The organism is Bacillus sp. EE-W1 (assembly GCF_009760835.1).
GTDB lineage: Bacteria > Bacillota > Bacilli > Bacillales > Bacillaceae_G > Bacillus_A > Bacillus_A wiedmannii.
Genome location: NZ_WIPE01000061.1, coordinates 13,650 through 39,730 on the forward strand (window position 1 = coordinate 13,650; position 26,081 = coordinate 39,730).

General features: G+C 40.8%; 34 protein-coding genes and 3 pseudogenes. 36 read left to right on the forward strand and 1 reads right to left on the reverse strand.

From position 1 onward, the window contains the following. The first annotated feature begins 107 nt into the window (after positions 1–107). The 21 genes and pseudogenes from GFJ36_RS12685 (at position 108) to GFJ36_RS12770 (ending at position 13,061) form a co-directional block, all read left to right on the forward strand. A complete protein-coding gene (locus GFJ36_RS12685; RefSeq protein ID WP_157349614.1) occupies positions 108–2,942 on the forward strand; it encodes a DNA polymerase in 2,835 nt (944 codons plus the stop codon). A gap of 197 nt (positions 2,943–3,139) precedes the next feature. Then, positions 3,140–3,295 carry a BC1881 family protein gene (locus tag GFJ36_RS12690; RefSeq protein WP_157349615.1) on the forward strand — a complete coding sequence of 52 codons (156 nt, stop codon included), beginning with the start codon at positions 3,140–3,142 and terminating at the stop codon, positions 3,293–3,295. 13 nt (positions 3,296–3,308) lie between these two features. Beyond that, positions 3,309–3,548 carry a hypothetical protein gene (locus GFJ36_RS12695; protein WP_157349616.1) on the forward strand — a complete coding sequence of 80 codons (240 nt, stop codon included), beginning with the start codon at positions 3,309–3,311 and terminating at the stop codon, positions 3,546–3,548. Between the two features lie 99 nt (positions 3,549–3,647). Further along, on the forward strand, positions 3,648–4,697 hold the full coding sequence (locus tag GFJ36_RS12700; protein WP_157349640.1) for a hypothetical protein: 1,050 nt from the start codon (positions 3,648–3,650) through the stop codon (positions 4,695–4,697). Further along, positions 4,694–4,918, forward strand: a complete 225-nt coding sequence (locus GFJ36_RS12705) for a hypothetical protein (protein ID WP_157349617.1) — start codon at positions 4,694–4,696, stop codon at positions 4,916–4,918. Before GFJ36_RS12700 ends, GFJ36_RS12705 begins: the two co-directional genes overlap by 4 nt. Then, entirely contained in the window at positions 4,915–5,430 is a 516-nt protein-coding gene (locus GFJ36_RS12710) for a crossover junction endodeoxyribonuclease RuvC (RefSeq protein ID WP_157349618.1), read from the forward strand. Before GFJ36_RS12705 ends, GFJ36_RS12710 begins: the two co-directional genes overlap by 4 nt. After that, positions 5,427–5,597, forward strand: a complete 171-nt coding sequence (locus GFJ36_RS12715; protein ID WP_157349619.1) for a hypothetical protein — start codon at positions 5,427–5,429, stop codon at positions 5,595–5,597. The genes GFJ36_RS12710 and GFJ36_RS12715 overlap by 4 nt, the downstream gene beginning before the upstream one ends. Next, positions 5,594–5,749 (forward strand): hypothetical protein, encoded by a 156-nt coding sequence (locus GFJ36_RS29125; protein ID WP_194956668.1) that lies wholly within the window; start codon positions 5,594–5,596, stop codon positions 5,747–5,749. Before GFJ36_RS12715 ends, GFJ36_RS29125 begins: the two co-directional genes overlap by 4 nt. Next, entirely contained in the window at positions 5,749–5,874 is a 126-nt protein-coding gene (locus GFJ36_RS29980) for a hypothetical protein (RefSeq protein WP_275940649.1), read from the forward strand. Before GFJ36_RS29125 ends, GFJ36_RS29980 begins: the two co-directional genes overlap by 1 nt. Beyond that, positions 5,871–6,077 carry a hypothetical protein gene (locus GFJ36_RS12720; protein WP_157349620.1) on the forward strand — a complete coding sequence of 69 codons (207 nt, stop codon included), beginning with the start codon at positions 5,871–5,873 and terminating at the stop codon, positions 6,075–6,077. The genes GFJ36_RS29980 and GFJ36_RS12720 overlap by 4 nt, the downstream gene beginning before the upstream one ends. Continuing rightward, a complete protein-coding gene (gene thyX / locus GFJ36_RS12725) occupies positions 6,077–6,775 on the forward strand; it encodes an FAD-dependent thymidylate synthase (RefSeq protein WP_157349621.1) in 699 nt (232 codons plus the stop codon). Before GFJ36_RS12720 ends, thyX begins: the two co-directional genes overlap by 1 nt. A 166-nt stretch (positions 6,776–6,941) precedes the next feature. Beyond that, entirely contained in the window at positions 6,942–7,580 is a 639-nt protein-coding gene (locus tag GFJ36_RS12730) for a hypothetical protein (protein ID WP_157349622.1), read from the forward strand. Then, positions 7,570–8,196: an AAA family ATPase gene (locus tag GFJ36_RS12735; RefSeq protein ID WP_157349641.1), complete on the forward strand. Its 627-nt coding sequence runs from the start codon at positions 7,570–7,572 to the stop codon at positions 8,194–8,196. The genes GFJ36_RS12730 and GFJ36_RS12735 overlap by 11 nt, the downstream gene beginning before the upstream one ends. A 78-nt stretch (positions 8,197–8,274) precedes the next feature. Beyond that, a pseudogene (locus GFJ36_RS12740) lies at positions 8,275–8,515 on the forward strand (glutaredoxin family protein). A 15-nt stretch (positions 8,516–8,530) separates the two neighbouring features. Then, on the forward strand, positions 8,531–9,571 hold the full coding sequence (locus tag GFJ36_RS12745; protein WP_194956669.1) for a DNA cytosine methyltransferase: 1,041 nt from the start codon (positions 8,531–8,533) through the stop codon (positions 9,569–9,571). Then, positions 9,571–9,966, forward strand: a complete 396-nt coding sequence (locus tag GFJ36_RS12750; protein ID WP_157349623.1) for a sigma factor-like helix-turn-helix DNA-binding protein — start codon at positions 9,571–9,573, stop codon at positions 9,964–9,966. The genes GFJ36_RS12745 and GFJ36_RS12750 overlap by 1 nt, the downstream gene beginning before the upstream one ends. After that, positions 9,966–10,679 (forward strand): hypothetical protein, encoded by a 714-nt coding sequence (locus tag GFJ36_RS12755; protein WP_157349624.1) that lies wholly within the window; start codon positions 9,966–9,968, stop codon positions 10,677–10,679. The genes GFJ36_RS12750 and GFJ36_RS12755 overlap by 1 nt, the downstream gene beginning before the upstream one ends. Positions 10,680–10,791: 112 nt before the next feature. Next, positions 10,792–11,073, forward strand: coding sequence for a hypothetical protein (locus GFJ36_RS12760; RefSeq protein WP_157349625.1), 282 nt, complete (start codon positions 10,792–10,794; stop codon positions 11,071–11,073). Between the two features lie 218 nt (positions 11,074–11,291). Beyond that, a complete protein-coding gene (locus GFJ36_RS29130) occupies positions 11,292–11,462 on the forward strand; it encodes a hypothetical protein (protein ID WP_180233635.1) in 171 nt (56 codons plus the stop codon). Next, on the forward strand, positions 11,462–12,286 hold the full coding sequence (locus GFJ36_RS12765; RefSeq protein ID WP_157349626.1) for a winged helix-turn-helix domain-containing protein: 825 nt from the start codon (positions 11,462–11,464) through the stop codon (positions 12,284–12,286). The genes GFJ36_RS29130 and GFJ36_RS12765 overlap by 1 nt, the downstream gene beginning before the upstream one ends. Before the next feature lie 364 nt (positions 12,287–12,650). Next, complete coding sequence (locus tag GFJ36_RS12770) at positions 12,651–13,061, forward strand: phBC6A51 family helix-turn-helix protein (RefSeq protein ID WP_157349627.1); 411 nt, start codon at positions 12,651–12,653, stop codon at positions 13,059–13,061. A 471-nt stretch (positions 13,062–13,532) separates the two neighbouring features. Here the strand turns inward: GFJ36_RS12770 and GFJ36_RS12775 are convergent. After that, a pseudogene (locus tag GFJ36_RS12775) lies at positions 13,533–14,082 on the reverse strand (site-specific integrase). Between the two features lie 444 nt (positions 14,083–14,526). Here GFJ36_RS12775 and terL point away from each other — a divergent pair. The 15 genes and pseudogenes from terL to GFJ36_RS12850 form a co-directional block, all read left to right on the forward strand. Beyond that, positions 14,527–15,969: a phage terminase large subunit gene (gene terL, locus GFJ36_RS12780; RefSeq protein WP_157349628.1), complete on the forward strand. Its 1,443-nt coding sequence runs from the start codon at positions 14,527–14,529 to the stop codon at positions 15,967–15,969. Between the two features lie 22 nt (positions 15,970–15,991). Beyond that, positions 15,992–17,533 (forward strand): phage portal protein, encoded by a 1,542-nt coding sequence (locus tag GFJ36_RS12785; protein WP_157349629.1) that lies wholly within the window; start codon positions 15,992–15,994, stop codon positions 17,531–17,533. Then, entirely contained in the window at positions 17,534–18,097 is a 564-nt protein-coding gene (locus GFJ36_RS12790) for a hypothetical protein (RefSeq protein WP_242015987.1), read from the forward strand. A gap of 47 nt (positions 18,098–18,144) precedes the next feature. Continuing rightward, complete coding sequence (locus tag GFJ36_RS12795; protein ID WP_157349630.1) at positions 18,145–18,537, forward strand: hypothetical protein; 393 nt, start codon at positions 18,145–18,147, stop codon at positions 18,535–18,537. A gap of 40 nt (positions 18,538–18,577) precedes the next feature. Then, the gene (locus GFJ36_RS12800) at positions 18,578–19,636 is read left to right on the forward strand and encodes a major capsid protein (RefSeq protein ID WP_242015988.1); all 1,059 of its coding nucleotides are present in this window, start codon (positions 18,578–18,580) and stop codon (positions 19,634–19,636) included. Positions 19,637–19,665: 29 nt separating this feature from the next. Next, positions 19,666–19,839 (forward strand): hypothetical protein, encoded by a 174-nt coding sequence (locus GFJ36_RS12805; protein WP_242015989.1) that lies wholly within the window; start codon positions 19,666–19,668, stop codon positions 19,837–19,839. 5 nt (positions 19,840–19,844) lie between these two features. After that, positions 19,845–20,201, forward strand: a complete 357-nt coding sequence (locus GFJ36_RS12810; RefSeq protein ID WP_157349632.1) for a hypothetical protein — start codon at positions 19,845–19,847, stop codon at positions 20,199–20,201. Further along, positions 20,198–21,004, forward strand: a complete 807-nt coding sequence (locus tag GFJ36_RS12815; RefSeq protein ID WP_157349633.1) for a hypothetical protein — start codon at positions 20,198–20,200, stop codon at positions 21,002–21,004. The genes GFJ36_RS12810 and GFJ36_RS12815 overlap by 4 nt, the downstream gene beginning before the upstream one ends. 3 nt (positions 21,005–21,007) lie before the next feature. Continuing rightward, entirely contained in the window at positions 21,008–21,382 is a 375-nt protein-coding gene (locus GFJ36_RS12820; protein ID WP_157349634.1) for a hypothetical protein, read from the forward strand. Further along, positions 21,382–21,741, forward strand: a complete 360-nt coding sequence (locus GFJ36_RS12825) for a hypothetical protein (RefSeq protein ID WP_157349635.1) — start codon at positions 21,382–21,384, stop codon at positions 21,739–21,741. The genes GFJ36_RS12820 and GFJ36_RS12825 overlap by 1 nt, the downstream gene beginning before the upstream one ends. A 2-nt stretch (positions 21,742–21,743) precedes the next feature. Next, a complete protein-coding gene (locus GFJ36_RS12830) occupies positions 21,744–22,151 on the forward strand; it encodes a hypothetical protein (RefSeq protein WP_157349636.1) in 408 nt (135 codons plus the stop codon). A gap of 17 nt (positions 22,152–22,168) precedes the next feature. Then, the gene (locus GFJ36_RS12835; RefSeq protein ID WP_157349637.1) at positions 22,169–22,672 is read left to right on the forward strand and encodes a phage major tail protein, TP901-1 family; all 504 of its coding nucleotides are present in this window, start codon (positions 22,169–22,171) and stop codon (positions 22,670–22,672) included. A 79-nt stretch (positions 22,673–22,751) separates the two neighbouring features. Beyond that, positions 22,752–23,126: a tail assembly chaperone gene (locus GFJ36_RS12840; protein ID WP_157349638.1), complete on the forward strand. Its 375-nt coding sequence runs from the start codon at positions 22,752–22,754 to the stop codon at positions 23,124–23,126. 41 nt (positions 23,127–23,167) lie between these two features. Next, on the forward strand, positions 23,168–23,470 hold the full coding sequence (locus GFJ36_RS12845; RefSeq protein ID WP_157349639.1) for a hypothetical protein: 303 nt from the start codon (positions 23,168–23,170) through the stop codon (positions 23,468–23,470). A 62-nt stretch (positions 23,471–23,532) separates the two neighbouring features. Beyond that, positions 23,533–26,081 (forward strand): annotated as a pseudogene (locus GFJ36_RS12850) (phage tail tape measure protein); the annotation flags it as partial.

Sequence of the window (26,081 nt, forward strand, 5' to 3'; positions counted from 1 at the left end):
ATTCATTTTGCGATAGGAAATGCTACGAAGAGTGGGCGGAAGACAATCACGAAGTGGCAGTGACATTTTATTACCGATTAAATTGCAAGGAAACGGGGCGGTAAGTTATGACGCCGAAATTAACGTTGAACTTAAAGATGCCGGGTGCTGAAGCCGTAGAGGAGACGAAGGCACGAGTAGCAAAAGCGGTCGAGCGAAAAGCAAAGGCGACCGAAACGATTGAGGAAGCGTTCCAACGAGTTTGGCAGACGAGTAAATGGGACGAGAAAGAAGCAGCATTATTTAAACTAGCGCATGAAGCGTTCTTTTCCGGTGCGATAGGCAGGTTATCGGAAAAGCGTTTAACGAAAAAAGAAATTAAAGAAATGGGACAACGAGTACAAGAGGAGCGTGAGGATGCGTTGCGAAAGCAGCGTATCCAACAAACGCTTGCTAATAAACCAAGTAATTATCACGTTATTACTGATGAAACGAAACTGGGCGAAATGATTTCGCGTTTATATAAAGAAACAGAATTGCAACGTACTAACGAATGGTTTCAACAGGCATTCAAACTATTCGACAATACGTTAATCAGACGTAAGTTAAGCGAACGAGGTATTACAATCCCTTCGGCGCTGTCATTGACGGTGTGGGATACGGAGACTTCCGGTTTAGATAAAATGATTGATTTAACGGGTGGCTATTCGTTTTGGCTTCCGTTATTAAACGAAGGTTATTACGTAGCTTACGGACACGTAAGCGAAAAGCAACAATGCAAACGTTCATTAGCATTAGAAGTAGTAAAGCCGTTTTTAGAAGACGCAGCCCACATCAAATCGTTTCATAACGCAGAGTACGATTTGAACTTATTACGTAACGATGGGTTTAAACCGGCGGGCGTACGATTCGACTCAATGGACGCACAACTCATCTTATATGATCACGAAGAAACATACGGTTTAAAACCGTTATTTACAAAGTATAAAAAAGCGATTGGCAGCTATGCGTTAGAGATGGACGATTTCACTTTCGAAGATTTATTCGGAAATGGATCACCTTTGCCTTACGACGCTGAAACTGTTGGTATATACGCTATCAAAGACGTTCACAAAGGTTGGTTGTTGACGAAATGGCAAATCGATAATTTAGTAGCGACGGACGATTTAGCAAAAGCATATTTTGAAATCCGTCAATATCTACCAGAGATAAACGTAGAGATTGTTCGTACTGGCTTCGAATTAGACTTAGAGGAACTATCGAAATTGGAGGTCGAGTACGGAGAAGCTCACGGTGAGGCACAACGTAAGTTATTTGAAACATATCAGATTGACGATGCATTTCTTTATAAGATGTCGCTGACTATTAAAGGCGAGCAGATTAACAAATGGATTGAGGCGCAAAAGAAACGTATCGAAAAGCAACAAGATATGTTAGCGAAGTGCCTGACGGAAGTTAAAACGGCCAATTCAACGACTAAGAAATATCAACAATTAAAGACTCGTATTCATAAGTATCAAACCGAGGCCCTTCCCGAGGCGATTCCGCAGAACGCACCGGATTATATAAATGAATTTAACTTATCAAGTAGCGACCATTTAGCGTATTTAATATACGATCACTTAGGTATTAAAGACCGTACGAAAGAAATCGTAAAGGACAAGAAGAAAGTACGAGCGGTTTCGACGGACGTATTAGAACGTTACTTCAAGGAAGAAGAGTCGCTAAAACCACTAGCAGACTTTTCGAAGTACAGTAAGCTACTTGGTACTTACGTAGAGAAGATGCCGAAAGCATTAGACGTGGATGGACGGATTCATACGCAACTTAGGACGGTATCAACTGGACGCTATGGTTCGAGTGGTTACAAAGGAAAACCCAACGATGTTTACACAGGAGCAGTTACCGATAGTAATTTCTTAGACATTATTCAACGTTTAGTAGATTGCAATGAACAAGTAGAAAAAGGAACAAATTTACAGAACATCCCTTCACGTTCGGAGGAAGGATTGCGAGTACGTAAGACGTTTAAACCGCGTGAAGGACACACATTTGGTGCTTCGGATTTATCTTCGATTGAACCGAGATTGCAGGCGCATCGTATGGCAACCGAATTCGGCGATGAAATATTCGCTATTATGTTCCGCAAAGGACTTGACCCTTACGTGGAATTCGCGTCATTGCTGTTCGATGTGCCGAAAGCTCATTGTTTAGAAGCGTATTACAAACAAGTAAAAGGGACCGATAAGGCTGTGCCTCCATTCCGTAAATTAATGAAGCAACTATTCTTAGCGGAAGGTTACGGACAGGCTTTCGAGCAGTTTTATAAGTCCGTCCAAGTATACGGAATTACAGAAGAACACGCATCAACAGCGTATAAGAAATTCGATGAAGTATTACCAGGATTTAAAAAGATGGTAGAAGCGACGTTTGAACACCTAAGACAACACGGATGGGTCGCTACATTATGGGGACAGAAACGTAGATTCCCGAAATATAAAGAGCAATGGAAACGCCTAAATCAACTCATGCGTAAAGCACGCATTTCAGATAAAAATGATCCGAAGCTAGGTGAGAAATCACGAAAGTTAAAGTGGGAAGAACGTTCGGAGTTTTGGGAGCTAATCAAAGCGACAGGAAAAGCAGAACGTCAGGGATTTAACCATACGATTCAAGGTTCGGGCGCTAATGTATTGCAGTTTTGTATGATTCGTAGTTATTACGAATGTACTCTTGCGAAAGGTTGGGAATTCAACCTAACGTTACATGATGAAATGAAACATTCGATTCCAAACGATCAATTAACGCCTGAAGCTATTGCGTTGTATGACGACATTATGACGAATACGGTCATTTTAGAAACTCCGTTAGAATGCGACACAGTAATCGAACCGGAGTGGATGAGTGAGTATTCAGCAGAAGATTGGGATTTCGAAAATTGTAAACCTAAGGAGGAAAGTTAATGTATAGCTGTCCGAAATGTCTAGAGTGGTTTGATGATGAAGACGAATTTTTCGAGCACTTTACATTGTGTGAGGAGGCTGGTGGAGAATGTTGACATGTAATAGATGTTATTGCAAGTGCGTAGGGTTATATGAATCCGAGAAATATTTTTTCGTATGCAAAAGATGCAAAGAGAAAGAGCAAGAGGAGGAATCGAATGATTAACCTATCCGAAGTAACAACGAAAGAACTAAGCGAAGAATTAGAGCGAAGACAAGGCGTAATCACCGTCCAAGTCGAGCCTTATGAAAAGATAGAAGTCGGAGGCATACGCGTAGCAGGACCAGCAATCGTTTTAATAAATCAAGACTAATAGGAGTGAGGGAATGTTTAAAGGACTAGGAGCAGTATTTACGTTAGCCATATTAGGAATTCTGATTCTATCATTTGGAACATGGTCAGCTATTTGGCTAGGACTAGCGTGGATTATTAGCTATGTATTTAATTTGGATGTTAGTTATATGACAGTGTTTACGATTAGTTCAATTGTATGGTTGTTAGTTGTTATTGTTAAGAGTTTATTCGCTTATTTAGGTAAGAAAGCAGCAGAACGTTTTTGGAATTGATTGTTGTTAAGGAAAGATAAGCGCAAACGTGTTGCATTTATTAAAACAAACGAACACAACGAATGAAAATAGAAGAAGACTAATGGGAGGCGTTGACTTATCGTAACGAAAACTAACGCAGCGCAATTACTACGTCAAAATACACAAGAAACATTCGCTTATGAAATCGCAGAGGAATTTCGTCAGTTCCTCGAAACGTGGCATTCTTATTCGGAGCCTTACGACACGCCTTTAGACGTTTGGCTCCACGAAAGCTATGCGAAAGTATTGAGCAAAGGAACGTACTTAGATTATCGAAGTTTACCGTATTTCTCACCTTCCTCGGCGAATAGCTGTCCGAGGGAGCTTTACGAAAAGGCGTTACGAAGTCCACGAGATCAAGCCGAAGTGAGGCCGTGGCAAAGACGTTGGCAATTCATTGGAACTAACATCGGAGATGCAGTACAGCGTGATATTTTACTAGCGGAACGCCATTACGAAAAGTTTACCGGTGAAAAACCACGTTTCAGAATCGAACGTACGAAAGACGGTTATCCAGCGTTTGAGGATTTCGTTAAAACTCGTAAGGTAGTCGAACATAATAATCAACGTTTTTCATTAATCGGTACATGTGATGGCATTTTAGAATACACCGATGGAAATGGCGTGATTACACGTGTTGGGCTCGAAATTAAATCGAAACAGACGTCGTATAGCAGAACTTCTGAATATTCACTGCGCGAACCTGGCGCCGACCACGTCAAACAAGTTACATGTTACTCGTTAATGTACGACTTAGATTATTACATCGTACTTTACATGAACGCATCGAAGAAAGCGTGGAATATGAACGAAGAGGATTATGCAAAGTATCCAGATTTCAGAGCGTTTGGTGTTGCGATAACGGACGAGATGCGAAACGAAGTCCTGGACAAGTTTGCTAGTATCGTAGCGGCCGTTAAGACGAAGCAGCCTCCGAAATTAGATATTGAGCATTGGATGTTTAATAACTTTAAGACAGCGTGTGCTCAGTCGTTAAGTGACGAAGAGTACGAGGAGATTAAGACGAAAGTCAGTCGAGTGAAACGTTCGAGTTTATCAGATACGAAGAAAGCTCCGTATATTGGAGCGTTGGAGTTTATCGATAAAGTACGGGAGGGAATGGAATGAAAACAGTAAACGTTACTTACTTTAAACGAAGTGGAAAATATTACACATCAGAAACTATCGAAATTTCTGAGAAATTAAATGGGTATGAAGCCCTGGGTAAAGAAATACCTAAACATCATCGTATTAAAGAAATGTCGATGTTAGTGCAGGATAGTGACGATGGCAAAGAGCCGTATATTGTTCCTCATTTATATAATCCGAAGGTTGGCAGTATTGAATGACTAGACGTAAGAAAGCCTTTCGTGTCCTTTCTATCGACACATCACTCGGTTGTCCAGGAATTGCAGTAATCGATGTAATTAACGGTAAACCTAAACTAATCGACGTATCACACGTTAAAACGAAATCGACCGAACCAATTGCTTTACGTACAAAAACAATCGAGTCATGGGCGCATTTGTTCATACGCAAGTACGCGCCCTACGACTTGATAGTCCGAGAGGGTTTCGCTAGTAAAATACCACATACGAACTATACGGTGTTTAGCGCCTGGAATGCGGTTGATCGTGCGTTAAATGATTTCGGATTGAAAGTCGACGATAGTATCGGACAGGCTTCCGTTAAAAAGAAACTACTAGGTAAGGGACGAGCGGAAAAGGAAGAGGTCGAGGCTGGCGTGAGGAAGTACGTTGAGTGGGGAGAGTTTAAGACGAGTGATGAAAGCGACGCTGTAGGTATTGCTTTAGCGTATTTAATTGATAAAGGGATTATTGTGAAGGAGGAATCGGAATGAAAGGTTTAGTTAAAGCAGCTATTTCCGCAATGATACTTGTAATGCTCGTTAGTCATTTGCAAATTGAGCACGGATTTAAAAGCTGGGAAACAATTACGTTTGGTATTTTCCTAGGTATATGGTGTTCGTTTACAGTACGAATGTTTACAAAGAGGGAAACGAAATGAAATACGTACTTCACCGACTAGGAATCGTATTTTCACCGTCACTGACACAAAAAGGAGTCGGACCATTTCCTATTAAGTTCGCGAGAAAAAGATTTGAACAACGTATTAGATTAGTCGAAGAATTCTTACGTAAGCAAAGGGAGGACGTTTGATGTTCACATATTTATTACTCGAATTTTTAGGTGGAATGGCGTTAGGTTTCGGATTCTTTACTTCCGTAGCGATTGTATACTTTATCACTTCGTTATTGAAAACGAAAAGGGAGGACGCACAATGACAAACTACGGGAAATTAAACGATATGTTCGCTATTCAATACGAATTTGACCAACGAATCATTCACGAACGTAATATCGAAAAAACAATGGACGAATGGGTTATCGCAACTACGGTAGCGATGGAAGATATGATTAATCGCGTTGGTAAGGTGTTATATCAAGTAATTAAAGATAATCCGAATTTGTTAGGAGTGATTAAGTGATGGAAATGTTTATTAACGTGCTAGATAAAGGATATGTTAGATTAGCAGACTCAATGGGTTGTGATTTATCTGTCGTGAATAGTGCGCGTGTCAGCTACGACAAGGAATCAACGGAATTAACCGATAAAGATATCCGTTTAATCAAATTCCTAGCAAGAGAAGAACATACGTCACCGTTTCGCCATGCTACGTTGCAGTTCGAAATTTACGCTCCGTTAATGGTAGCACGTCAACATTGGAAATATATCGTTGGTAGTGATCATACAATGGATGCTTGGAATGAATCTAGTAGACGATATGTAACAGAAGAGCCTACGTTTTATATTCCAGTAGGAGATGAGTGGCGGACAGCTCCGGAAAATTCCAAACAAGGGAGTGGAGAGTCGATTTCGACGGAATTAGGAAATAAGGCTACTGAACGTTTAGTTATGCATATAGATCGATCCATAGCGGAGTATGAAGAGGCTATAAAACATGGAATATGTGCTGAACAAGCTCGTTTATTCTTGCCAGCTTACGGAATGTACGTACGCTACTACTGGACGGCAAGTTTACAGTCAGTTGTTCATTTCCTTAACCAACGATTAGCGCACGATGCACAACTCGAAATCCAATCGTATGCGAAAGCCGTCCTTGAATTAACTAAAGAACAGTTTCCGGTTAGTATTGACGAACTTGTAAACGGATGTGGCAAATAAATGACGATACTGGCGTGGATAGTAATCGCAATTTCATTAATGTTTATAGTCGCGGTAACAACGAATAAAAAATACAATTTGTCAGTGCGCATTACAACTATAGTACTTTTCTCACCATCGTTACTATTAAGCGTTTTATACCTAATTAACTAAGGAGGTCATTAATATGGCAGACGTAACTAAAATCGAATGTAAAGACGGAAACATCTACGAGGTTAATGGGAAGAGATACCGTGAGTTATCGAAAGAGCCGGCGGTTGGCGATACAGTGTTAATTGTTAATGCTCGTGCTTCCTTCGATAAATATAAAGAGGGAGATACTTTAGAATTAGATAGGGTAAATGGTATGGGGGTAGAAGTAGACGCGTGCTCTGCGACAGGTAATGAAGAAGGTTTCATCCATGATGATGAATTCGTAATCGTCGAGCCATGCGAAGGTGAAACTCCAACACCTTATTTATCTGACATACTGGACGCTATTAAAACGAAACTAACACGCCTAGAAGAAAGGGTTAACGAAAACCACCGAAATATCCTAACGTTCTCACAAATGGCCGAGTCTGCACGTAGTGACGCATCGAAAGCAATCGGCGGTGTAAACGCCCTAGACGAACAGTTAGAGTTAGTGCGTGAAGATATCGTGTTTCTTGACGAAAAGATAGACGAGTTAAAAGAAACGGTAGAAGGATGTAATGTTACACCGTCTATTACTATTAATATCGAAAACTTTAACGTATCAAGTGCGGAATCACTAAAAGAATTTATCGAAAGAATTGCGAAAGGGTGTGGCAATGGTGTTATGTAACGCTAAGAAAATCGCTATTACGGGCAAGGCCCGAAGTGGTAAGACGGAGTTATCTCATTACGCCTGGATGCTTTTCGGATTCAAAGAGTTTGACTTTTCAGAGGAGCTGAAAGATTTATTTCATCGATTGTTCCCGCATATTCCACGCTTTCCTAAGCCTCGTGCATTATATCAAAAGTTCGGTCAGTGGTTACGTGAGATTGATCCGGACATTTGGGTAAGGTTAACGATGGCGAAGGTACACGAATATTGCTTCGAGGATGCGTTAAATAAAGTGAACCACAAATCGAAAGTACTAGTAAACGGTGTGAGACAGCCGAATGAGTATCAACGTCTTAAGGACGAAGGTTTTGTGATTATCCGAGTAAATGCATCGGATGACTTACGTATTGGTAGGGCGAAAGAAGCCGGTGATGTGTTTACCGAAGCTGATTTGGAACATGAAACGGAAAGTCATATCGATACTTTCGAGGTAGATTATGAGATTAATAATAACGGTGAGTTAATTCAGTTGTACGGTCAGTTCGATGAGGTTATGAAAGATATCGGAGTGCAGACAGTAAGTAGTAGAGAGAATATGGCGGATGCTCTTGCTGGGATAAGGGCGGTTCGGTAAGAGTTTTTTATAAATGGTGTGGAGATTGAGAATCTCACTTGTGTATAGACGTGTAAGGAAAAATGAGGAGGAATCACGATGAATCAAACTAACGTAATCATTTTACACAAAGAACGCATGTCCAACGTGCAAGCAAGTTTTATGGAGCTTAAACGCCGCGAACGTAACCTATGAAACACGTAATATCGACGAAGACCCATCGCACGCGGCCTGGATGGCGGACAAAGGATATATGAGCGCACCTGTAACCGTATTTCCTAGCGGTAAGGAATTAGTCGGATTTGATATGGGCGAATTCGCAAATGAACTCGGACTTTAACGAAGGAGGATACTTATGTCGTCAGACTGGAAATTCAACGATAGTATTGTACCAATTTTCGATGAGCACGTTCGGAAGTCAGTACCTATGTATGAAGAGATTCACCGGATGATTACTGATATTGCTGGCTGGTTTATTGAAGATGGTACCACTGTGTATGTCGGTGGGTTTCCTTGCACTCCGTTCAGTTTTGCTGGAAAAGGGGAAGGTACTAACGACAAGAAAAGCGGTGATTTAGGTTATCAGTTTTTTCGCATAGTAAAAGAAAATCAACCAAAAGCGTTCATAGTTGAAAACGTAAAAGGGATTATATCGAAAAAGCACCGTAAATTTTTTGATAGTTTAATTGCTAACTTTACTGAAGCTGGGTACAACGTGAGTTGGAAAGTAATTAATTGCTTTGATTATGGAGTTGCGCAATTACGGGAGCGAGTTTTTGTTATAGGAATACGTAATGACATAGGATTTAGTTACGAGTTTCCTAAACCAGTTACTGATAATGAGCGTAAGGTTTTAAGGGATGTAATTGGAGATTTACCTGAACCCGATCAAAAGATATTCTTAGGCGGTGCATTCAACTCAGGTGGTGAGAAAACAGGCTTCCTAAGAAAAGTTAGTTTCGATAAACCTGCATGGACTATTACATCTAATATGAACGGTAAAAATAATGCGCAAATCGTAGATAATCACGATAAATATTATAACGGCGGTTTTTCATCTCGATATACTTCAAGAAACCGTCAAAAGCAATGGGACGAACCTAGTTTTACAATTGTATCTTGTGCAAGGCAATTACCCTTACACCCGGAACCACCTAACTACGATATCCGTAAAATTGACGAGTATGACGTACCTCCACCAAGACGATTTACTGTCCGAGAGTGTTTACGAATACAATCCGTACCAGATTGGTTTTCTTTTTCAGAGGATATACCGTTAACAAAACAATATGAACGTTGTAGTGGTATTCCTTCACTAGTTGCTTATAAGTTAGGCAACGCCTTGGCAGAGCAGTTAAACGTGGTTAGTCACTTAGATGAAAGCGAGGCGGTATGATGGGCGTAAGCAAATACGATAATGAAGCGGCACATCGTCGCATTGAGCATAACTACGCATTGGACAATCCGAAATCAATCGACTTACTACTACGGCATTTACCGTATATGCAAGAACGTAGATTTAACGGCGATTACGCAGCTTGCGATATACTAATCGATTTAGAGACGGCAATCTCAAACGCGGACTTGACGGATAGGCAGCGTCAAGTCTTGCGGTTAGTATATTTCGAGGATATGAAACAAACGCAAGTTGCGGGATTAGTAGGCGTAACTCAACAAATGGTTGCTTTGTATACAAGGTTGATACCGCAAAAGATAGCGGCTGTATTCGAAAAATGGGCGTGGGAAGACGAAGGGTATAAATTAACAGTAGTAAGAGAGGCGGTTGCTTAATGGAAGGGCGAGTGGAAAATGTGGAGTACGTGTTCGATACCGACGGAGATTATAAAGTGAAGTTTATGTCTTATGTTGACGGTTTAATCAAACGCCGAGAGAATGATTCTGACGCGATTAGTAATAGAGATACCCGTGCGGAAGAAATTAAATCGCTCACAGACGCTTATACGGAAACGGTAGGGAAACTGCCAGATGAGTTTCAATTAGGGCGGTTAGCAGATTTATTATTATACGAAGAATTACACGATAAGGATCGGATGAAAGTACGTAACAATGAATATCCATTTTTAAGTGAGCGACAACTGCTGCGTAGGAGAAGCGAAGAGACATCCGACAAGATGTACGAGGAATATAGTGTAGACAAACGTAACCACAAAGCGCCAATCCGTAGAGTTCGCTCTAGGCGTGAGAATCGCCTCATTGATAGAGATGCAAGGATTAGAAATAAAGAGAGACGGAGAATATATCGAGAGTTTTCTAAGGTACAACCCGTAATAGTAATGCGTAAATACATCGATTGGATTCCGTTATTAGAACGGGAGCAGAACGTGAGGGTAATGGACGATGATGGAGGACGCATGTTGCATAGCGAGGGAAGACACGGTGAGTTATTGACGAAAGAGCAAGCACAATATTATTTTATGTTTAACACGATTATGGGACGTATCGGAAATTACATGCATAGTGAAAGTGGGAGAAATATAATTTAATAAGGATAAAGAAGGCCGCCTTTATTGGCGGTTTATTTTTGTTTTGGATATACATATATGGTAGTATATAATTGGTAAAACTAGTAACATTATCGGTCGAAGGGGATGTATTATGAAGAGAAAATATGAAGTTATTAATATGATTGGCGGGACTAAGTTAACTATAACTGATGAGGTGGATATTGCAATAACATGTTCTCATGTGCTACAAGTCTTCTTTGACTTAGATAAAGAATGGAAAGTTGATAAAACTGATAGGTACGATAAAGAAGATGCTTTAATGATAACAGGTAATAACAGTGAAGACGGAGAGTGGACGATGATGCTCCTAATCGCTAAAGATAAAGCGGACGCGGACGCCGAAATGTACGAAAAATACGAGAGTGTAAATTAAAAGATATAGAAAAATAGACTTGGATTAAGACTATCATTTTGGTAGTCTTTTTCGTTGTTAAAATCGGGAAAATAATACCTAAAATTCTCCGTTTTACTTGTATTTATAGGCATTTTGTGGCTATACGTAATGTAAAGAGTATCAAGGGAAACGAATGAGACGGGCAAGCAGTTACTACCGCCCACCCTTCGTATTTATAACTAAAAGGAGTCGATTAAATGGCGGATAATAAATCACGCGAATTAAACGCACGAAACAGTTTACAAATTAATGTAGAATTAGACGCTTCAGAAGCAATTAAAGGTTTAAAAGCGATTCAAAGAGAAGCGAAAGCCGCAACGAAAGCACTTCGAGAATTGGAAGAAGCGCAGAAAGCGGTGAATAATTAATGACTACTTTAAGAATTATCGATGTAACTACCGGTGAAGACCGTACACAAGAATATAGTTTAGTTAACCGTAAGCAAGCCGAAGGGTATAAACAAGTCATTGAGGCGGAGAGATATCGTGCATTAACGAAAGATAGGGATTGGGTAGCAAGCTATAACGATCCTATACGAGAACTCACTACGGGATTAACATTAACAGAGGCAGGAGCGATTATAAAGCTCTTGCCTTTTTTGCGTTTTAAGAGTGATGGCAAATTAATTAAGGACGGTAATCCGTTAAAACAAGCCGATATCCAACGTATCTTTAAACGTGGAAAAGTAACCACGATCAAGATATTAGACCGCTTAAAAGAATTAGGCGTTATTAGTATCTTAAAAGAAGGTCGTAGTAATGTATTTCATATTAGCGCGAACTTCCATACGATGGGTCACGTTAGAGATGGCGAGAAATTTACGAAACTATATCGTGTGAAAACGCAAGATATCGTAGCTGATCTCGATTTACATGAAGTCGGATTGCTTTATAAGATACTTCCGTTCTTTCATTTTACCGAGTATTATCTATGTGATAATCCGGACGAGGAAGACCCACGAGTAATCAAGCATCTAACACGTGAAGAGTTAGCGGAAAGAGTAAACCTCGATGTGGATACGGTGACGGATTCCGTTAATAAACTACAGAGAAAAGGTGCTATCTTATCGACTAAGAGCGGTCGTACAGTACGTTATTTAGTACATCCCGATGTTATGTTTCGTCAGAAGTACGAGACAGACTGGACGAAATCAGTTCGTAAGATGTTTGAACAGCATGCGAAGAGAGATTAACATGCGGTCTAAACTGAACCTATTCGGGCGAATATGCGGTCTAAACTGAACCTATTGAAATCGCCTTAACCCTTAGAGCCACAACGGTTAGAGGCGGTTTTTGACAGAAAACTATTCTTTATCTTGTTATCTTAAATAACGTATAAACAAAGATAAAACCTTGCGACTTCGGTTCCGGCTATAACCTCAACGATTCGCTACCATAGTAATTAATTATATTATCGGTAATAAATACTTTATCGGTGAAGTAATTAAAGAATAGTAGTAGACGACTTTGGAGCGAAGCGAAAAAGGCGGATGCAAGGTCTTATGTATTCTATCTTTTTATAGAACGGTATACAAACGAAAAAGGAGGACGTAATATATGGCGTTAAAGCGATTAAACACGGAACACTTAACCGCTATTAAATGGTTAGCATTACCTAATAAAGGCGGTAAGACTAACGATGAGATCGCTGCACTATGCGGTGTATCTAGACAGTCGATTCATAACTGGCGTAAGGATACGTTATTCGAACGAGAGTTAAAGAAGGAAATGGTACGTAATAGCCAAGACCAGTTACCTAATCTAATCGCATCATTATCCGAGATTGCTATACGAGATGGTAATGCGGCCATGGCGAAGTTAGCGTTACAGATTAACGGTATGCTTACCGATAAGGTAGAGGTAGAAACAAAGGCTAAGACAGGCGAGATTAACTACGAGGAATTGGACGAAGAGATCGCATCGTTTGCGGAACGGATAGATGAGCCAGTAGATACCGATGTAAAGTAATCGATTATATAACGACTATATAATAGGAAGAAACTCGTCAGGGTATTATGTGGTGGTTCTTTACGAAGGTTTACCGTAGGTCAGTCGCTCGCTTTAGATGGAGATAGCCCTGAAACTTTTCAGCGTTTGTCCATACGTTTATGCACGTTCTTATGCAATGTATATCGATGTGTTGAACGCTACAAACGTTGATACTACGCATGCATAAAATAACTATCTACTAAACGAACATAAAAAATTCGATAAACGTTGCTACAATAACGTTTTGAATCACTAACGAATGTAACAAAAGATGATTCTGTTACATTGGATATTCGTAAAAATGTATAGAATATGCGAAATTGAATAAGGGGCGGGGGCGTCTTTTTGCACATGCGGTCGCCAGGTGTGAAAGAAATCCGCGTATCAAAAATAACGTTTGGCTTTACGCAAGTGTAAAACGAAAAAGACCACGTCGTCAAGACGCAGTCCTTACAAGTTTATTTCGATATAAACATCGTCAATTTGTTTTTGTTCGATACAGAGATATACGAGCGTTTCTCGTTGGCTTGAGTGGTTTAATATCGTTTGCAGTAACGCTAAATCAGTTCCGTTCTTGTACGCGTGAAATGCAAATGTCTTACGAAGCGTGTGCGTGCCCATTTCGATATTGATTCCGGCACGATCAGCCGCAGTATTTAAAATTCGATATGCTTGAACGCGAGAGATTGCCTTGTCGCCTTTTCGAGAAGGGAACAGCCAATCGTTATCGTCAGCCATTTGTCGGAACCAATTCCGCGACGGCTTTTTTTATGGAACTGTTTAGATGGAAACGTTTGGATTTTCGAGTCTTTGTCTCTTTCAGTGATACGGACTCCTTACCACGTACATCTCCGACTTTTAATTTAAGTATATCCGAAATACGTAATGCGGAATTTATCCCGAATATGAAAAGTAATAAGTCGCGTGGCTTTCCAGCTAGCGCCTTTTTCATTTTATCGATATCTCGTTTAGAACGGATAGGTTGGACTACACCAGACATATGTATTACCTCCTGTTTTTAAATGTAACGTAATCTCGTTTTGTTACTTTCAGTATAACGGTTAAAATTTCCATAGTCAATTATTAATTTCGAAAGGAGGCGGTTAACATCGCTTGGATCAACGAAGAATGGTTCGATAGGAAAGAACGAATAGAAAAAGTCAATCAATTACGGAAGTATATCGTACCTAGAGTACGTAATAGACAAAAACTTACTGACGATGAAAAGTTCGAGCTTAAAACGTATATAAACGAATTTAACCGTCTTCAGGATATTAATCGTGGAGAAACGGATTTACTTTTCTTCGCTTATAACTATTTCGGAGAGAATCGGAATAAAGAAAACACCGGTAACTGGATACCAGAATTTCAAGTCCCGCAAGACTTTAACTTAGATAACATTACAGAATATGCACCGAATTTCCACGAAGAGATTTGCGACATCATGAACGTAGTATCTAATGACGAAATAAATAAGCGAGTAGCAGTCGCCGCACCTCGTTCGCATGCTAAGTCGTCTTATTTATCGAAGGCCTTTCCGATTCATGAGATTTGCTATCGAAAACGGTTCTACATCATCTTAATCTCGGAAACTCCTTCGGTATCTAGCGCTAACTTAGAGTGGATTAAGCTTCAGTTACAATCCAACGATAAGCTACGACGCGACTTTGGACCGTTGTTACATACGAAGCAACAAATGAATCCTCGCGACAATACATCCGAGTTTATCGCATGGGAACCGAAAGGGAAAGACGACAAGAAACTACTAACGTTAATTCAAGCGGCTTCTACTGGACAAGCATTGCGTGGGCGAAACTGGAACGGTAAGCGCCCGGATTTAATCGTATGTGATGACCTGGAAGATAAGCGTAATACTAATACGGCTCAACTACGTCAGGAACTAAAAGATTGGTTCGCTCAAGTAGTAATTCCATTAGGTGATCCGGAAGGGAAACGGACGGCGATCGTATTCATGGGTACGACAGTCCACCCTCAGTCCTTACTAATCGATATCATGGAACGGCGTTCCGACTTTGAGTCCCGTAAATATAGGGCGTTAATCACACCACCTACTAGACAAGATTTATGGGCGGAATGTGAACGTATTTATAAAGATCGAGAGAATAAAGCGAGAGCAAGAGACGCTGAACTGTTCTTTACGGCACATCATGACGAAATGGTAGAAGGCGCCGAGGTACTTTGGGAAGAAGTACAGCCGGTATTCAAGCTGATGAAATTCAAATGGGATAACGGAAGCAAAGCGTTTAATACTGAGCTACAGAATAATCCTATCGATGAGGAAGTAATGGTATTCAATCCCGATAATTTCAATTACTGGAATGATAAACAAATAAACCGTAACTTCCTTAGTGGTGAGTATTTCGTTTCCATCGGAGTTGACTTGGCGATGGGGAAAGAACGCGGTGACTATTCCGCAATTTCAATCGTAGCTAAACACAAAGAAACGGATACAATCTATGTTATCGATTCATATGGTGAACGATTGCATCCCGATAAGTTCATGAAAGTAATCGTCGATAAGGTCCTGCACTTTCGACCGGATGTAATAGCTGTCGAAGCACAAGCGGCACAGGAATTCTTCGCTGACATGTTACAGAAGCGGTTAATATCGTTAGGGTATCCCGCAAATACTCGTTTAGTGAAAATTAAACAAAGATCACGCAAGGAATTACGTCTAGAAGCGCTATTACCACGAATAGAAAATGGAGAAATCCAATTCGATAGAAGACATTCGTTATTACTCGAACAGTTTCAGTATTATGGAACGAACATGCATGACGACTTACCGGACAGTTTAGAAATGGCCGTTTCGGCAGCCGGTAACAGTACGGCAGTAGTAAGAACGTTAGCAAAACGAATGCGTTAATAAAATAGAGAGGAGGTAACTGATGAATCAACCTATGGCAGATTACAACATACTTAATCCGCATAATATGGACGAGTTGTTATTTTCACCGTGGCAACAAGCTATTGGAAAAGAAACGTGGCAACGTATCAATCGACAGATTCGTTACTATGAGTATTATGACGGAAAACAGCACATCGATCCGAATACAGGACAACTCGTAAAAGCTAGAGACTTGCCTAGACCTGACGGATTGGATTACGACCCTACTCGTTACGCCACGAATTACTTTAAGGTTCTAATTAACGAGAAAGCACGTTGGCAAATGGCGGGTAAACATGGTATTTCCGTATCACCGACGCAAATAGATTCAATCGAAGAAATGTTACGTATGGATTATAAACCATCCGAAGCACAAACGGTTGAGAATCAACGAGCGAATGACTACGAGAAGTTATTGTACAAGCTTTGGAAAGAAAATAAGATGCGTGAAAAGTTGATCCAAGCGGCACGTGATCGCTTAATTGTCGGTAGGGTAGCTTGTAAAATCGTTTTTAATCCAACTAGCGGTAAAATCAAATGGGTCTTTCGTCCGGACATCGAGGTTATCCCAATTTATTCGGATGATGATTACGATGAATTAGAGGCGGTACACTTCGTTAACTTTAAACGGCTAAATAACGAGGAAGTTATCTACAAACAAACGTTTAGTCTCGAAGAAGGGCAATGCTACCTAGAAGAAGCGTATTATGATAAAACGCTGAAAGTTATCAAGGAAATTCAGCCTAAAATGGCAATGGGTATCGACTTCCTTCCGGTGGTACTATTTCCTGTTAATGATTTGAGTGCATCCGAAGCAGATAATACGGAAGTTGACGATATGAAAGAACAAACGGATGTATTAAACCGAATGAATGAAGACGCACTTGACTCACTTAAATTCGAAATGTTTTCGATGACAGCTTTATTAAACGTACCGGATGGAACAGCGAATAAATTACAGATTGCCCCAGGTGCTGTCATCGAAGCAAAAGGTGGAATGGACGGAGTAACGCCGGATATCAAGAAAGTCGAAGGCGGCTTCCGTTGGAAAGAAGCATTTAAGGATCAATACGCAAGAGTAAAAGGTGCATTACACGAAATCACATCGTTACCGCAAATCGTGCCATCTGAAATGAACTTCGGTGGATTGAATAGTGAAACATTACACGTACTGTTTCACGATATTATCCAAGAAACTGAAGAACATTGGTTATCGTGGGGCCCACGTTTAGAAGAATTACACGAAAAGACAGTGCGTTATTTACAGGCGAGGGTCGACCGTCCTAAATTTGGATACGACCGCGAAGTCGTGAAGGCTATCGGTGACAATTACGACAACGAAATTCGATTTGTACTTCCTTTACCAGATAATCGCAAAGAACTAGTCGAACTGTTAACGGAAGAAACGTCCGCAGGGTTCGAATCTATTGCCGGAGCGATGAATCGTTTAGGCGTAGAAAACATCACCGCCAAGAAACAAGAGATTTCAAACGAACAGCAACGACGAATACAAAAAACTGATCCATACGGAGGTAGTGAATAGATGAAGTTAGTAGAACGAAAGAAACCATCATTTAGATTACACTTAGGGAATTTACAACACTTTTCAGACCCTAATCCTAGCGATCCACCAAACCCACCTGAACCACCAACTCCGCCTACGCCAACACATACTGACGAAGATGTTCAACGTTTGGTTGCTGAGGCTTTAGCGAAAGCTCAACGTGAAGCTGATGAAAAAGCAGAAAAAGAACGTCAAGAGGCGGAGCGTAAGAAACTAGAGGAGCAAGAAAAGTATAAAGAGTTATACGAAACTCTAGAAAAGCAATTAGCAGATGAGAAAGTGAAAGCATTAGATGCTAAAAAAGAGGCGTTACTTGTCGGATCTGGGTATTCGGCAGAACAAGTCGTTTTACTTAAAGGTTTGTTAAATGGTGAGACAGATGAGCAATTAAATCAATCGTTAGAAACGGTCAAAGTAACGCTTTTACCAAAAGGAAACGGCGCTGATCCTAACCCTGGTAACCAATCAACGTCAGACACCTTCTCCAACAGACCCAGCCGAGAAAGGAAAGTCCGCTTTTCAACGATTAAAAGAAAAAGGTAAAATCCGCAATTAATGCGGTTTACACATAAAAATTAGGAGGTATATTTATGCCAGCATATTCTTTAAAAACGGTAAGAAAACCGTTTGTAGGCGGTAAAAACATTTTAGCTTCAGAACACTTACAATTTATCGAAGGTGCAGCGACATTGGACGCTAAGAAAATCGGTAAGAAATACTTAGATGTAGGCACGGCAATTATGCGCAACCTTACAACAGGTAAATTTGAATTATACGCAGATGACGCTGAAGGTGCTTTACCTACAGGCTACGATGAATTTTCACTATTAAATACCGATGTGAATGTAGATGGTGAAAATGATGTAGTAGTAGGCGAAGTAATCGTTCGAGGTTCTGTGTATGATGCGAAGTTGCCGGCGAATGTAACAGCGACGTTTAAGAAAGAGACAAAAGCAACAATTCGATATGTAAAAGAGATTTAGATTAGATGCTTTCTATAAATGGAGGCGTCTTTTTTTATTATTGCAAAAAATAACGGAAAATATAGGAGGAATTAAATTATGGCAGGTATTACCACATTTAGATGAATTTATGAAGCCCGCATTACGAGGGTTTGTTGACGAGCAGGTAAAAGAGATGGAACCAACAGTATTCGATACGTACTTACCGGATGGTGAAACGTACTCCACTAAATTCGCTTACGATATCGTGAAAGAAACGAAACATATTGGTGCGATGATCGGGTTTGGAGCTGAACCACCAATTATGGATCGTGAAAAAGTCGCTTCTATGAGCGGTGAGATTGCGAAGCTAGGTTTAAAATATATCGCAACTGAAGAAGAACTATTAGCTATTAACCAAGCACGAAGCGACAGTGAAAAACAAGCAGTTATTGATAAATTACTAGTAAAGGGTTCCGATTTAGTTGACGCAATTAAGCGACGTGCAACGGTAATGAAGGCGGAAGCATTAGCGCAAGGTAAATTAAAATACAGTAAAAACGGAGCGAAAATCGAAGTGGACTTCGGTATTCCAGCAGAGCACAAAGTCGCATTAACCTCAACTGACGATTGGGACAAGCCTGATCACGACGTATTAGCTGACTTATTTACTTGGGTAGAAACATACGAGCAAGCCAACGGAATATCTCCAGACGTAATGTTAATGAGCCGTGAAGTATTCGGTAAACTAACGAAAAATAAAGGTATTCTTGCAGAAGCTGGACGTAAAGACGGCGTACGTGCAAGTCAAGCAGAAGTAAATACGGTATTAGGAGATCATGGATTGCCTCCAGTACAAATCGTGAAAGACCGTAAAGCTACTGTACGTAACGTATATAATGGACAAGACGAAGTAATTGAGTTCATGCCAGTTAACCGTGTAATTTTCCTTTCAAACGGTATCGGAGAATTCTTATATGGTCCAACGGTAGAGAATGACTTTAAACCAGGTATTGTACTTGATGCATACGATAAACAGGAACCTATCGAATCTATCTTACGTTCTGTAGCATCAGGGTTCCCAACTATCGAGAAACCATCGTTAATCTTCCATGCTGACGTTTTCACTCCTAAAGCGTAATGACTAACGTAAAGGTGGTGGGCGGTATCGTGGATGGACACGGTATTGGCTCACAAATCGAAATCGACGAAAAATCGGCGCTATATTTAGTGTCGATTGGTTACGTCGAAATTATTGAAACGCAAGCAGTTACGGGTGAAAAAGGTGAGTCAGCACCGAAAAAGCCCGCTACACGCAAGCGTAGTACAAAACCTAAGGAGTGACGGCTATGGCGACGGAAGGTTTTATTAGCGTAGAAGAATTGAAACAACGGTTGCAAGCCGACGATTCGTTATTCGAAGAAGCATTAATCGCGAATGGCTTTTCGTCGCTAACCGTTCTTAACCAGAAACAAGCACAGTTAGTAACGTTTTATTATCGCTATGTAGATTTAATGGCGAAAGCAACAACTGAGGCATCATCGTTCAAATATACGGACGGTGAAGAAAGCGTAGATAAATCTAGTGTATCGAAAAATTACCGTGACTTGGCGCAACACTATTATGAGTTATGGCGTAGCAAACGAGCGGAATACGACGGTACAGGTTCTAGCTTTCGAATTGCAAAACGAGTCGATCGCTCATGAGCGATTTACAAAACGAATTTGATGAAGCGCTCGATAAAATATCGAAGCAATACGAAAAAGAAAACGAAAAACAAGTAGAAGAGACGGTTGCGGCGATTATGCTGATCCGTCTTTTTTTATTGGATTTAATTAACGACTATCAAAAAGACGGTGTAATTAAACGAGGTAGATTAAATGCATTATTACGAGATTTAGATTATTACGAAAAGGAGTTTCGCAAGAAAGCAGGAGTGTCATTCGAAAAAACGATAGACGATACAGCGAAGTGGACAACTTCTAAACTTGCAGAAACTAACCTTGGCGTAACGAATTTAGATTCCGTAAATCAACAAGTTGTGAGATACATGCTAAAGCGAAGAGGCGCTGACGGTTTAATACTATCTGATCGAGTGTGGAATCTAGCAGGTGATATGCGAGCAGAATTAACGAAGGTAATACGACCGGCTGTACTCAAAGGTGAAAGTATTAGTTCAATCTCTCAGAAAATACGAGAAGTACACGATAATGAGAAATGGAAAATCGAACGTGTAGCAATTACAGAGAGCAACGATACACACCGAGCGGCCACAATCTATAACGGTAACGAAAGTGATATTGTTACAGGTTACAAGCTAATCGATAACGGACATCGCCACCGCTACCACTCGAAGCACATGTGTTACAAGTTAGCTAGACGAGATGCTTACGGATTAGGGCCTGGTAGATATCCGAAAAAGATTTCGGAAAGTCTAATGGCTCAATTAATCAACCCGCATCCACAATGTTCGTCTCGTTTAAATTACATTATCGGTGAGGAGGAATAACGAGTGTTGACCGAAAAAGACATCGAACAAATTCGAGCTAACCGTGAATTAATCGAACAGAATCGCCGTGAACCTATTACTCTATGGCGAAAAGGAATTTCGGAAGAAGACCCGATCACTGGGGAAGTAATTGGCGGTGAGTCTACGAAAGAAACGGCCCAAGTCGTTTGGAAGAAATTCACGCTTGAAGATAACGTGAAATTCGCAGGTACTGACGTAAAAGAAGGGGAAGCACTCGTTACTTTTCGCCTTGATATCGATTTAAATAACGTCGAATGCCTCGAAAGAAACGGCATCAGATACGTAATCATGCTTATTGATGAACGAGGGTTAGGTGGAATCAACCGTCGAGAAGTAGTCGTAAAGAGGGTGATTTAATGAAAGTCAGTGCGAGAATTAAAGGAATCGAAGATATTTACCGTATGAATAATCCCGATCGCTATAAAACACCGGTTGCGAATACAGTAGAGAAACATGCGAGATTACAAGCGAATACAGCCTCTAACAGAGCGCCTGTTGAATCAGGTAATTTAGCAGGGAGTATTCCGCCAAGCGTGAAAGATTTCAATGGTGATAGAACAGGGTGGTCTTACGGATCAGATGTCGAATACGCAGCGGTACAAGAATACACTCATAAAACGAAAAAAGGATTCATGCGTAAGACAATGTTCGAAGGTGAGCAACCGTTAGTTTCTGACTTGGAAAAAACGGTGCAACGAACAGCCAGAGGTTTATAACGATGTATACAATAAATGACGTAATGTATTCGCTGAAGAAATCATTAGAAGAGTTTGCACCTACTACTTGGGTATATGACGGTGTTTCTTTAACTGGAAAAGCAAAGCCGTTTCTAACGATTGAATCTTTAACGGGAACAATCGACAGGTATTCGAAAGACAATTACGCACGAAATCATTTAATACAAATCGGAGTTTATTCCGATACAGTATCTAACCGAAATGAATTGCAAGATAGAATCATCGACCGACTAGAAAGGCGACCTATCGACTTGTATGACACAAGTTCGAAGGTACCTACACTAGTCGGTTTTTTATATGCGGAAGTTTCGTCGTGTGAGCCGATTCCACAAGCAGATGTTACTCAAGTAACGGCGAAACACCTCAGCTTTATCACAATTACGATTTAAATCGAGGAGGAATACGGATGGCTGAAACAACAGTAACGACACAAGCAGCATCACCTGAGTTTAAAGGGAAAGAAACGTTATATTTAATTGATATTCCGCAAGCAGAAGGACCTTCTAAAACAGTTCGATTATTTAACCAAACGTCAGGATCACGTTCTATCGAGGCAGGTGAAATCGAACTAAAAACAAAGGATAAGTCCGGTAGTGATTATGGAGATGTAACACAATCGGTATCTATCGAGGGTGTGAGTACAGATGGTGACGAGGCTCTTGATTACATCGAGGAAGCAATTACAAACAAGAAACTCGTTAAGATCCACGAAGTTTCATTGCGAAGTAAAACAGCAGGCGAATATAAATCAAAAAGCGGAACGTTTATGTTGAGCAGCGTTGAGCTTTCACATGAAAATGAGGAATTCTCGAAATACTCTATTGAAGCGAAATTAAATGGTGGTTTATCTGTAGGCAAAGTTACTACAATCCCACCTGGAGCGCCTGACGGATCAATCGTTCAACCATAGAGAATTGATTAGTAGGCGAGGGAAACTTCGCCTTTTACTTTTGCAAATAAATATAACTAATTAACGGAGGTTTTTATAAATGACTAAATCATATACACGTTTCGAAGTAAAAGGGAAAGAGCACGAGCTTAAATACGGTTTTGAAGCAATCAAATTAATTGATAGCAACGGCGGTCCGTTCGAATTTGTACAAAAAGCGATGCAAGGTGGTCTTGAAGATTTTGTTGACGTAATTTATTACGGGTTAATCCATACAGGTGAAGGTATTACACGAAAAGATATTGAGACAGAAATTAAACGCCAATTATTGTCCGAAGAGTTATCTTTCGACGACATCTTAAAGTTCAATAAAGCGGTTGTTCTTAATAGTTTTTTCTTCCAGAAGACAGTGAACAAATTACTAGCGAGCATGGGCGAGGATCAGAAGAAAGCGTTCGAGAGTCTGTACGAATAAACGTTGATGATTTGCAGGCAGATTGTTTTCGATATTTTGGTATGTCAACGCTTGAGTCAAAACAGATAAGCATCAAAGAGTATCACATTATGCTTACCGGATACCGTGAGCGTCTACTAGATACTTACGAGATTGCTAGTGTTCAAGCGTTATTTTACCGAAATGCCCAGAGCGAGAAGGTAAAAAGTCTAGACGACATCTTTAAACGTCCAGAAAATGCTCGGGCGATGGAGGCAAAAGAAAAAGAGCGTGAACGCTTAACGGAAAAAATTCATGCAAACGAAGCTTTATTCGACGACATCGAACGAGCATTACGAAGTCAGAACGGAAAAGGCGGTGAATAATCATTAGTCAAAATAGAGTAGAGGTACAACTATTAGCGGACATATCATCGTTACGAAGTAGCTTGACACAAGCGACTCAATTATGGAGAAACTTTCACCAAGCGGTTAGTCAGCCAATAAACATACCGGCGCCTAATATACCGCCACCACCTCGAATTCCTACACCGCCAGCACCGGCGCCTCCTGATATGTCGGGTTGGCAACGAACGTTTCAAAATGTAGGGAATCAAGCGCAGGAAATGGGACGTAGGGTACAATCGGTTGGTCAAAGTATGACGACGGCGTTTGCGCCACTCGCTTATGCTTCAGGTAAAGCTTTCGGAAGTATGATTAAGAACTCGATGGAATTCGAACAACAAACTAGGAAAGCAGCGGTACTCACTGGCGGTGCTTATGGACAAGTTAAGAAAGATATCTTGGAAATGGCGACTAGCTCCGTATATTCAACTGGTCAAGTAGCCGCAGCCTATGCTGAATTAGGAGCGAAAGGATTTGACGCAGCTCAATCAACCGCAGCATTACCAGGAGTTCTATCAGCGGCAGCAGCTTCCGGTGAGGATCTTGGAATGGTAGCCGATACGATAACTTCCGCATTAAATGCGTTTAGTATGGAAGCGAAAGATAGCGGACATGTTGCCGACGTACTAGCTCAAGCGGCAAATGCAACAGCCGCAGGCGTGTACGATATGCAATACGCATTTAAATATGCGGCTGGCCCGGCAGCTCAATTAGGTATTTCGATGGAAGAACTTGCAGCGTCAGTTGGTATCATGTCTAACGCAGGTATCAAAGGTGAAACGGCTGGTACAGCGTTAAGATCGGCAATGCTTCGTTTAGTAAAACCGCCGAAAGCAGCGGCGAATATGTTGAAAGAATTAGGCGTTACTACGACCGATAGCAGCGGTAACATGAAGTCACTTTCTCAAATCATCGGCGAATTACAAAGAGGTATGGAAGGAATGACAAGTGCTCAGAAAGGTGCAGCACTAGCTACTATCTTCGGCACGGAAGCTGTTTCTGGTATGATGGCACTTGTGTCAGCGGGCCCAGAGAAAATCGATAAACTAACGCAGTCACTCATTAAATCGGATGGTGCTTCAAAAAAGGGCAGCAGACTCGATGCTCGAAGGTTGGGCAGGAGCAATCGTTAAAATGCAATCATCAGTTGACGTAGCGGCCCGTGCCTTTACGGATGCTTTAGCGCCAGCAATTTTGGTAGTGGCGGACGCTATAAAAAAAGCAGCCGATTGGTTTAATGGGCTGTCTTCAACAATGAAAACTACAATTGCGACGGTAATTACAGCAGGAGCGGCGTTTACTGTTTTTATGGCTGCATTCGGATTTTTAATCAGCGGTATAGGCAGCACCTTATTTGTATTCGGTAAATTATTTTTAGTTATAGGTAAGTTAGGTTCAATTATTGGTGTGCTAGTAGAAGGGGTAACAATTTTAGGTACTGTTATCGCAGCGCTTTTAGGTCCTGTAGGTATAGCAATTGGAATAATAGCTCTATTAGGCGTAGCGCTAATTCAACTATACAAACATAACGAGACGGTCCGTAACGCAATGAATAGTGCTTGGGAAGCCATTAAAAATGTTACTGTTTCAGCTGTACAAGCAATGAAATCAGTTCTAGAATCATTTGGTGCGTATCTTGCGACAATCCCCGCTAAATTTTCAGCGATGGGTAGTGCGATAGGTGCTTTTTTTGAGTCTGTAAAAGCGAAGTTTAGTGGACTTGGACAAATGATCGGCGGTGCTTTCGGTTCAGCAATCGAAGGGATAAGCGCTAAGTTTTCAGGCATTAGTTCCGTCATTTCTCCGGTCGTAGATTTTATAAAATCGTCATTTTCAACAATCGGTAATACAATCGCTACATTAACACCTTTAATCGTTCGTCTGGGATTAACGTTTTTAGGTGTGTCTGGCCCAGTCGGTTGGGTCATCGCTATTGTTGCTTCGTTAGGTGCTACGATATTTAAACTTGTGAATACGAATGAACAAGCGAAAGCAGCACTTATGTCAGCATGGGAGTCGATAAAAGGTGTCTTCAGTACGGTCGCTTCTGTAATCATGCCGATTATTACTTCGTTAGCACAAGGCTTTATTGATGCATTTGCACCATTAGCGCCAGAGTTTCAAAAGACAGGTCAAGTTATTGCGGAAAGCTTTGCTACATTAGGCCCAGCGCTTGCTGAGTTAGGCGCGGCGTTCGGTGAACTTGGTTCAACTATTGCAAGTCTATTTGGTGAGGTTGTAAAAGCCGCGGTACCAATTGCGACTGAAATGTTCACTGGATTTGGTCAAATTATGCAACAGGTTATGCCGATGGTAACTGATCTTATTCGTATGTTCGCAGATACAACTATCCAAATTATGCCGATGATAAGTGAGGGTATCCAATTTTTATCTCAAATGTTTTCTGAGTTTGCAACTACGGTTTTACCGGTATTTATCGAAGCATTTCAAACTGGATTCCCAATTATTCTACAAGTTGTTCAAGCTGCATTTAGTATAGCTGGAATGTTGATACAAGGGTTTGGAGAAATTCTGACAATTATCGCTACTTCAGTTATTCCGATTATTTTGCAAGCAGTCCAGGCAGTTTTCC